At 61.9% G+C, this 7,812-nt stretch carries 9 protein-coding genes; 7 read left to right on the top strand and 2 right to left on the bottom strand.

The window, feature by feature from the left end; all coding sequences use genetic code 11:
• Positions 1-60: 60 nt before the first annotated feature.
• The 3 genes from AB0C34_RS27895 to AB0C34_RS27885 all read left to right on the top strand — a co-directional run bounded on the left by AB0C34_RS27895 (position 61) and on the right by AB0C34_RS27885 (position 2,243).
• Positions 61-393, top strand: a complete 333-nt coding sequence (locus AB0C34_RS27895; protein WP_357079171.1) for a hypothetical protein — start codon at positions 61-63, stop codon at positions 391-393.
• Positions 394-757: 364 nt separating this feature from the next.
• A complete protein-coding gene (locus AB0C34_RS27890) occupies positions 758-1,498 on the top strand; it encodes a DUF5995 family protein (protein ID WP_357079169.1) in 741 nt (246 codons plus the stop codon).
• A gap of 619 nt (positions 1,499-2,117) precedes the next feature.
• Entirely contained in the window at positions 2,118-2,243 is a 126-nt protein-coding gene (locus AB0C34_RS27885; protein WP_357079166.1) for a hypothetical protein, read from the top strand.
• An 8-nt stretch (positions 2,244-2,251) separates the two neighbouring features.
• Here the strand turns inward: AB0C34_RS27885 and AB0C34_RS27880 are convergent, their stop codons facing one another.
• Entirely contained in the window at positions 2,252-2,827 is a 576-nt protein-coding gene (locus AB0C34_RS27880) for a hypothetical protein (protein ID WP_357079163.1), read from the bottom strand.
• Between the two features lie 348 nt (positions 2,828-3,175).
• On the opposite strand from AB0C34_RS27880, the gene AB0C34_RS27875 reads away from it, so the two are divergent.
• From AB0C34_RS27875 to AB0C34_RS27865, 3 genes are all read left to right on the top strand, one after another.
• Complete coding sequence (locus tag AB0C34_RS27875; RefSeq protein WP_357079160.1) at positions 3,176-3,694, top strand: hypothetical protein; 519 nt, start codon at positions 3,176-3,178, stop codon at positions 3,692-3,694.
• Between the two features lie 463 nt (positions 3,695-4,157).
• Positions 4,158-5,213, top strand: a complete 1,056-nt coding sequence (locus AB0C34_RS27870; protein ID WP_357079157.1) for a hypothetical protein — start codon at positions 4,158-4,160, stop codon at positions 5,211-5,213.
• A gap of 13 nt (positions 5,214-5,226) precedes the next feature.
• Positions 5,227-5,418 carry a hypothetical protein gene (locus tag AB0C34_RS27865; RefSeq protein ID WP_357079154.1) on the top strand — a complete coding sequence of 64 codons (192 nt, stop codon included), beginning with the start codon at positions 5,227-5,229 and terminating at the stop codon, positions 5,416-5,418.
• A 707-nt stretch (positions 5,419-6,125) separates the two neighbouring features.
• Here AB0C34_RS27865 and AB0C34_RS27860 read toward each other — a convergent pair.
• Entirely contained in the window at positions 6,126-6,563 is a 438-nt protein-coding gene (locus tag AB0C34_RS27860; protein ID WP_357079151.1) for a VOC family protein, read from the bottom strand.
• 554 nt (positions 6,564-7,117) lie between these two features.
• Here AB0C34_RS27860 and AB0C34_RS27855 point away from each other — a divergent pair.
• Positions 7,118-7,786, top strand: a complete 669-nt coding sequence (locus AB0C34_RS27855) for a hypothetical protein (protein WP_357079148.1) — start codon at positions 7,118-7,120, stop codon at positions 7,784-7,786.
• Positions 7,787-7,812 lie beyond the last annotated feature (26 nt).

Genomic DNA, 7,812 nt, shown 5'->3' with positions numbered 1-7,812 from the left:
GTCGGTCGAACCGCGACTCGGCCTTTCGGGTCGGAGACACCACAGTGTTGACTGTCTGGCATGTCGAACCCGAATTCCTCTGTCCCGCAGCCGTCACTGGCTCAGCCGCAGGCGAATGCCACACCGTCCCGTGCCGGCAACCTTCTGTTGGCGACCGCAATCCTGGTCGCTGGTTTCGGGGGAGGCCTGCTGGCGTGGCATCCGTGGGAGAAGGACACAGTCGAGCAGCCGCCCAAAGACCCACAGCACATCACTGTCCAAGAAGTCGGTGACCAGTACGAGCCGGGGAACTCCGATACGACACGATCGGTCTACTGCATGACCAACGAAACCGGCGGCCTGTACTGCATGGTGATGCCCAGCCGCTACAGCCGTATCCGGCCATCACGGTAAGTGCGGTCCGGAACGAGGTCAGAGTCTGCCGACGGTACCGCAGAGCGATCAACCAGCGGATGGCACCGCCGCGAGCAGGTGCTCGAGCGGTGTCGGCTCGAGGCAAGTCGCGGCAGAACTCACGGCAATCGGGCTGTGCTGGTGCGCATCGCGCATCGCGCGTGAAGACCGTGAACCGAGTTCCGGTCGACGACGATCACAGTTCGAGGACACAGGCGTTCAGCCATACCGCTGCGGATTATTCGCGGAGTCGGCACCATGGAGCGGTGTCGATGACATCAAACGTGGCTCCTACCAAGTTCTTTCGCATGATGATGGCGTCATCGTGGCAGATGCGTTCAGCACAGCATCTATCCGATGATGGGTGACAGACGCAACGATCCCCGCGGAGAAGGACATCATGACAACTAGCCGAATTACCGGACCAGTCGACGAGGTTATCCGACGGATGCGCGCCATCAAGGACGAACTCGATCCACATGACGGAGTTGCGAGCTTCAACAACATGTACCTGCGCGTCACCGAACTGGTGGGCCAGCAGATCACCGAAGGATTCTTCGCGGACTCCGAATTCGTCGAACGCCTCGATGTGATCTTCGCACAGCTGTATTTCGACGCGGTCGACGCCGCCAAGCTCGGCAAGCAGCCCAACACGGTCTGGAAAACGGTCTTCGATTCCCGGTCCAACCGAACCGTGTGGCCATTGCAGTTCGCGCTGGCGGGTATGAACGCCCATATCAACCACGATTTGGCAGTCGCGGTGGTCAAGACCTGCAAGGAGCGAGCCACCACGCCCTACACCGACCCGGTGCATGCCGATTACCTCGAGGTCAACGAATTGCTCGCCAAGATCGAGGCGGAGGTCCGGGCGGAATACGAGCCCGCGCTGTTCGCGCTGGCCACCAAGGATGCCGAGACACTCAAACATATCCTGAGTAGCTTCAGCATCGCCGGCGCCCGCGATGCCGCGTGGGCCACCACGAAGGTGCTGTGGGGACAGCGCGACAACAGCCTGCTCCTCGCAACGACGCAGCTCGCCCTCGAGGAATCCGTGGCCACCGCAGGGCGCATGCTCCTCACACCGGTAGTTCCGCCACCGGAATAACGATCTACCCAGCCTTGGTCAGGGCCGGCCACGATGCCCGCGGGTAAGCCGGCTACGACACGTCATGGTTCAGTACAGCTTCGGCGTGATCCAGTCATCCGTTACCGTCAGATCGTGTTCGGCGATCTACCGCAGTGCCGACGAGGTACTGCGCAAGAGTGGCCGTCCCTGGACAGCCCTGGATTTCGACCTCGACCTGGGCAGGTCGACAACCTGCCGCGGTAAGCCGTGATCGGAGTCATCCTCGACAACGAACCCGCAGCGTGCGGACAGCCACCGTTCAAGTCGAACTGCCGCGAATATTTCACGGATTGGGCATCATTGGGCCGTGATCACGACATCGAAGTCGACTGATACCAAGCTCTTTCGTATGAGCGTTCAGCGCAGCGTCCACCCGATGAGATGTGACCGACGAAAGGATCTTCGCGGGGAGCGACATCATGACATCTAGCCGAATTACCGGACCAGTCGAAGACGTAATCTGGCAACGGTTGACCTCGGCGTCGATGCCGCAGGTGTTTTTCACTCCCATGGCGGAAGGGATCGCCTGGACGCACGACCGGAACGGGGAGCTGATCCGTTGTTTGCGCTGCTGCTGGATCTGAGGTGTTTCCAGAAGATGGCACGATTCTGTTCGCGCCGGGCGATCCCCGAGGTCGTCGTCGACCATGTGCGTCGCTGCTTGGTGCCGTCCGACCCGGCGCTCACCGAGATCGACCTCACCACCTTCGATCTCACTGCCTGAAAGCCCGGTCACAGCGACAAGAAACCTTGATGGATAGGTCGGGCGTCGGCAAGATCATCGCGAAAATGCAGGAGGCAGCCAAACGCCTCACCGATGCGATTCGTGACAAAGCCGGCCCGAAAATAGCGGAAACACACCATACATTCCCGCAGGCGATACGAGACGGTCTCGGTAGGATCCAGCACGAAGACGAGCGGCACGCACCCGGGATCGGCAAGGTCGGTCTTCCGGAACCCACGGACCGCAAGGCCGACGGCGAACACCCGCAATACGGCGCAGGTGCGCAGCGATCGGTCCACGGACCGGACCCTACCGCTGACAATGGATTTCTGGACTTGCCCATCGAGGAGCAGATCCGTCGACTCGAAAAAGCGCACGGGATCCGGACCGACGCCGACCGGGCACTCGAAATCAGCCTGTTCATGGAGGACAAGTTCCGCGACATCGCCGTCATCTCCCGACAGGCGCGGCCGGAAACGATCTTCGACGGGCCCGACGGGTGGGCGAGCTGGCTCGATGCCCGACTGTTCGCCAAACAGAATCTCGATCGCGAGATTTCGATGGACCTTATACAGAAAGTCCACCGCAGGCTACAAATTCGGCACAATCCGTAGAATGCCGGGCGGATGCAAGCGGGCTGGAAGCTGGGAATAGGTCGTCTACCTCGGCCAATATCACAGCACGAGTTGGCCGCCCTCGAGGAGAACCCACTACTCACCCATATACCGGGGCCGTTCCGCACCGAGCCCCATGGAGTCGTGTTTCAACCCAAGGTCGAGGGCCAGCCCGGCGCACGGGATGTGCGCAGGCTGGAAGCACCACTCACGGATGCGGAACTCGCCGCCATCATAAGCGATCCTTTGACGGCATATCATCCGCCAGGATGGTTTGACGGCCAATACGGCCTGATCCGATACAGGATCGACCACGGGATGATTATTTACCCTCATTTCGGCAGCGTGGGCGGTATGCGCGAATTCCACGAGTCGTTGTGCGACTGGTACAACAACGCGAGAGGGGAACCGGGACACAACCCGTATCAGCTTGCCGCCGAGTTCCAGAAGCGGTTCGTTTCCGCACACGCCTGGCCGGGTGACTTTCATGGCCGGCATTCGCGGATCCTGATGAATTTCATATTGGAGCAGGCGGGTAAGCCACCGAGCGCCGTCGCCGAGTTCGACAACGACATGTTGATCTCCTCGTCGCAATGGGCGCATGAGGTCGAGGCCGGAGGGGACCGCTACGGACGGTGGCACGACAAACTCGAACAGTCGGGCGGAGACATCGATCCGCTGGACCTGTTCGATCTGAGACCGATGATGCGGCGGTATCAGCAGATGGGTGGCGAGCTTTCCCCGTTCACACCGGGAGAGCTACACGACACGGTGAAATATGAGCGGCTGCACGCGCAACTACGCCCGGGAACCGATCCTCCAGATCCGCAATGGTAAATCACCTGTACCAGAACGCATCCGAACCTGATCACGAAGCCCGGCCGGAGCATAGGGGCTGCCGTTGATCAGGAGCCAGGTGGAGGATGCTGTCGCCGCGGTGGAAGGCGGTGCATCGCGATCGGAGCCGTCGAAATAGTAGGCGGGTCGGACGGGTTGCCGCTCGCATAGACGCCGATGTACTGGCTCACATCTCCGCCCGCGCATAGCGAGAAGTCAATCTCTTGCGCGCGTTCGAGGTCGGCATCGACGCTGAACTGGCCGCGCTCGGCCCCACCGGTTACCGGCCACTGCGCGTCCGCGACACCCTCTTCTGATCCTTGTCGTGGATCCGGTCCCCATGGCCGGGAATAAGTGTCGGGTGCTGCCACGATGGGTCGCGAGCAGCGGACGACGCGGGCGTTCGGGCCATCTTGGCAACCTTTCCGTTGTGGCGCTGTCAGTCGGAGAAAGGTTCGAGGTTATGCAGGGGCAGTTACGGTTCGGGGGGAAGATCGGCCCGGGCAAGTTCGAATCCGCAGTCGTCGCAGCGCGCATCATCCCGCTGTCGGAACTCATGCAGATCCCCGGATTCACCGATCTCACGCCGGAGCAGATGTGGCATGTGACCCACACGCCAGCAAATATGCAGTGGGTGTCACGGCCGGTGCACTGGATGCAACGCGGCCGCAGTGCCGCAACGCTGACAGGGATCGACCCGGACTACCAGGTCGAGCAGGTGCAGTTGGAGAACAGGGTGCGTTCGGACCTGCACCGCGCAGTTTCATCGGCCGCCACGGGCGACGCGCGGTTGCTCGACCAGCTCGAAATCGGTGCCCCATCGATGGTCTCGGGCACCCACAATCTCGAGGAACTGTTGGGTGGCGATCGAGGCGACGGCCCGATCGTGTTCATGTTCGACGTGCCGGACGCCCGCACGACCGAACCGTTCCACGAGATCGACACGGCAGGCGATCGTGAGGAACGGGTACGGTTGGCGCTGCGACGCTGGAATTCCGATTTCCTGGACCTGGTGCCGAAGTTCGCCTCCGAACTGCATGCCAGACTGCGTGATGTGCACGTCTGCCGATGGCACGCGGAGGGTCAGGCTCTGCTCTACTTCGTCGAAGACGCCGACGGCAACACGGTGGTGTGGGTGGGGTGGGATCCGCACACCTTCACCGAACCGACGCCGCCGTTCTGGGAGACATTGCCGCCGGCGGTGCACCGGTTTCTCACGGATGTGCACCCTGGGTTCACCATGCTCGACGGCGAATCCTACGGCCTTGCCCAGCCGTCGTATATGTCGACTTTCGCAACATGGGCGGGCTGGCTGGGTGCCATCCCCGACTGGAACCGCGAGGATGTCATCGGCTCGACATCGATGCTGTGGTTGACAGGCAACGGTTTCGACACCGCCTTGTGTTCGTCGCCCGAACTGGCTGTCGGTGAAGTAGCAGTGCTCTTCGAGGATCAGTTCGACGTCAGCGAACTGGGCAAGGAATTGGACACTTTGATGCTCTCGGCGCTACGCCTGTAGCCTCCGCGAGGGTATGGCCAAGGCCCGCGCGAAGGGTCGACTCGAGGGCAAGCAGCCGAAGCTGCCTTTGGCAGCACGGAAAACGATCCACCGCCGGTATCACGACCCCGACGACAACGCGAGTCTGGCCGACCTCGCCCAGGAATACACTGTCGGCCGCTCCACCATCCACCGCATCGTCAGTGGAACCGTCCCGCGTGTGTAGCCCCCATCAATTCAGAAGTGGAAACCCGCCATCTCTGCTGGTCGAGGTAACTTCGTTGTTTTCCGCGCGATTACTACCGGTAACCCGCCGCGCTGCAGGATTGTTCGTCGCGCAGCACTGCGACGCGGTCACGCAACGAACGCGCCCCACTTGGTCGTGGGTGACGTAGATCGTGGAGGTGCCGAGCGCACCGACCAGGTTCTTCAGGTCGGCGGTGAGACGCCGCGGCGGGAAAGCAGTGAGTCCCACTCGGCGCCAGCGGATGTCTCGTGAACAATGCTTCCGATCCTCGTTGAACTGCGCGGTCAGTGGCGGGTCAGTGTGGTGACGGCCGGTCGGGTCGGTGGGCGGAAGCAGGTTGCGATCTGGTCCCGCGCCGTTGTGGGGCCAGCGGCCGTTGCGGCACCGACTCCACGTCGCCCTCGTCGTATCAGTCGCCGATACATGGATCCGCGGAGCCCAACTATCCTGCACGCGCACCGTTCCACCATGCCTTGACCTGTCGGAGCATGACGGCGGCTCGCCGCTTGGTCGCTGGCCTCACCATTCTCCCTTGGCGATCTCCGTCATGACTGGTAGCAGGTTGCTCGACACGCGGCATGTCCGCGCATGACGAAAGGCCGACACCATCTCTGCCCGTTGATCTTCGGGGGTGGTGCGAGTCACTGTCGGCGTGTGGTCGGAAGCCGTGCGGCGAGGAGTGTCGTTCAGTGGAGTTCCTCGACCAGCCCGATGATGATGCCGTCGGGGCCGCGGACGTAGCAGTACCGGTAGATGTCTTCGTATTGGGCTACCGTGCCCACGAGTTCGGCGCCACGGGCGCGCAGGCGGTCGAGGACGTCGTCGACGTCGTCGACGACGAACGTCAGGCGAGGGATGCCCGGGGTGTTCACTGGCGCCGTCGGCGCACTGCTGGTGGTCACTGGCGAGTGGAACGTCGAGAGTTCGACCCGGCCATAACCGTCCGGAGTCCGTACTACGGCGATGTCTGCTCGGACGCCGTCCAGTCCGAGGAGGTCGTCGGCCCATTGGCCCCCGACCGTCGCCTCGCCCTCCAGTTCCAGACCCAGTTCGACGAAGAACGCGATAGCAGCCGTGAGATCCTCGACCACGATGCCGACATGATCCATCCGGTGGATCGTCATTGAGATTTTCCTTCCGTTTCGTTACGGCCTATTCGTACCGGGTTGATGGTTGAGGCGCGATGTCGCTCGGCCCGCCGCTGGATCGGCTCCTCGACCGCGGTGGGCCGCGTGGTTTCGAAATCGTCAGCCTCATGCGTATGCATCGCGCGATCATGGGACGAATCGTAGGCACTTCCCCCATGTCCCGCTGGGTGGAAGTCCTGGCAGAGTCAAATCACTTTCACAGAGGTGCTGTCTACATGGAGACTGCTCGAGCAGTATCGGTGCTGTTATGAGAATGACGTCCAATGCGCAATCCCCTTCAGCGGCTGTCCAAGGATGTAGTCGACAGCTTGTGCCGAGTCACTCAGCAGTGGGCCCGAGCGTATCCGCTGAAACCGACGAGTAGAGAGGTCGCCGACGGAGCGGAACGATCCCGCTGCGCAGACGACGGAAGCGCGCACAGCATCGGCGCCGCAGGTGATCCGCCGCAAGCCGGTGGCCCGCGGACGCAGAATCAGCCCAGCGACCAGCTCGCCCAGATCCAGTACCAGATCAGCGCCGCCGAGCGAGCCATGAAGAACCAGCGTCTGGTGGAACCAGAAAATTGGGAGAGTCTGTCATCGAACAACGCGGTATACCTGCTGCGTTCCACGGATGGCGCGCTGAACATCTACAAGCCGATCTCCGGTGAACGGCTTGGCCGATACGGCATACCGAACGTCCATGGTGAATATGCGAAGCGGGAGGTCGCCGCCTTTCGGGTGGACGAGATACTCGGCTTCGGGCTGGTGCCGCCGACAGCCATGATCGACGGTCCCAGAGGACGCGGGTCCCTTCAACAGTTCGTCCCGTCCACCGAAGCGCGGGCACCATGGCATTACGAGGAGCTCCAGCGACAGCAGATGGCTGTATTGGACTACATAATCGGCAATACCGACCGTCATTCAGGGAATTATCGAACCTGCCTCAACGGCCGTCTCCTCGCTACCGACCACGGATCCTCATTTCCCGAGAAGCTGAACCACTTCTCCAGTGACTTCCTCCATATGTATAAAAACAAGTCGTTCGATGCGGACGTGATGAAACGCCTTGGTGCCGTCGATCCAGATCACTTGCGCCTCGCCCTGGAAGAAGTCGGCCTGAGTCGGACTGCGATCGACGGGGCACTCGAGCGGTTCTACCAGGTACGCGGGGGCGGCATCCCCGATGTCGAGGTGGTGACGCACTACATAGTCCCCTAGGGCCCTTGTCTCCGGTTGGGTCGTTC

The sequence above is a fragment of the Nocardia sp. NPDC049220 genome (assembly GCF_040647855.1).
Lineage (GTDB): Bacteria > Actinomycetota > Actinomycetes > Mycobacteriales > Mycobacteriaceae > Nocardia.
Note: the sequence above shows the minus strand (reverse complement) of the source record. Positions and strands in the feature narration are given on the sequence as shown.

What these genes read in the sequence shown, in the direction of transcription:
- AB0C34_RS27895 (WP_357079171.1), top strand. Translation starts at nt 61, where the DNA reads ATGTCGAACCCGAATTCCTCTGTCCCGCAGCCGTCACTGGCTCAGCCG.
- AB0C34_RS27885 (WP_357079166.1), top strand. Translation starts at nt 2,118, where the DNA reads ATGGCACGATTCTGTTCGCGCCGGGCGATCCCCGAGGTCGTCGTCGAC.
- AB0C34_RS27875 (WP_357079160.1), top strand. Translation starts at nt 3,176, where the DNA reads ATGATTATTTACCCTCATTTCGGCAGCGTGGGCGGTATGCGCGAATTC.
- AB0C34_RS27870 (WP_357079157.1), top strand. Translation starts at nt 4,158, where the DNA reads ATGCAGGGGCAGTTACGGTTCGGGGGGAAGATCGGCCCGGGCAAGTTC.
- AB0C34_RS27865 (WP_357079154.1), top strand. Translation starts at nt 5,227, where the DNA reads ATGGCCAAGGCCCGCGCGAAGGGTCGACTCGAGGGCAAGCAGCCGAAG.
- AB0C34_RS27860 (WP_357079151.1), bottom strand. Translation starts at nt 6,563, where the DNA reads ATGACGATCCACCGGATGGATCATGTCGGCATCGTGGTCGAGGATCTC.
- AB0C34_RS27855 (WP_357079148.1), top strand. Translation starts at nt 7,118, where the DNA reads ATGAAGAACCAGCGTCTGGTGGAACCAGAAAATTGGGAGAGTCTGTCA.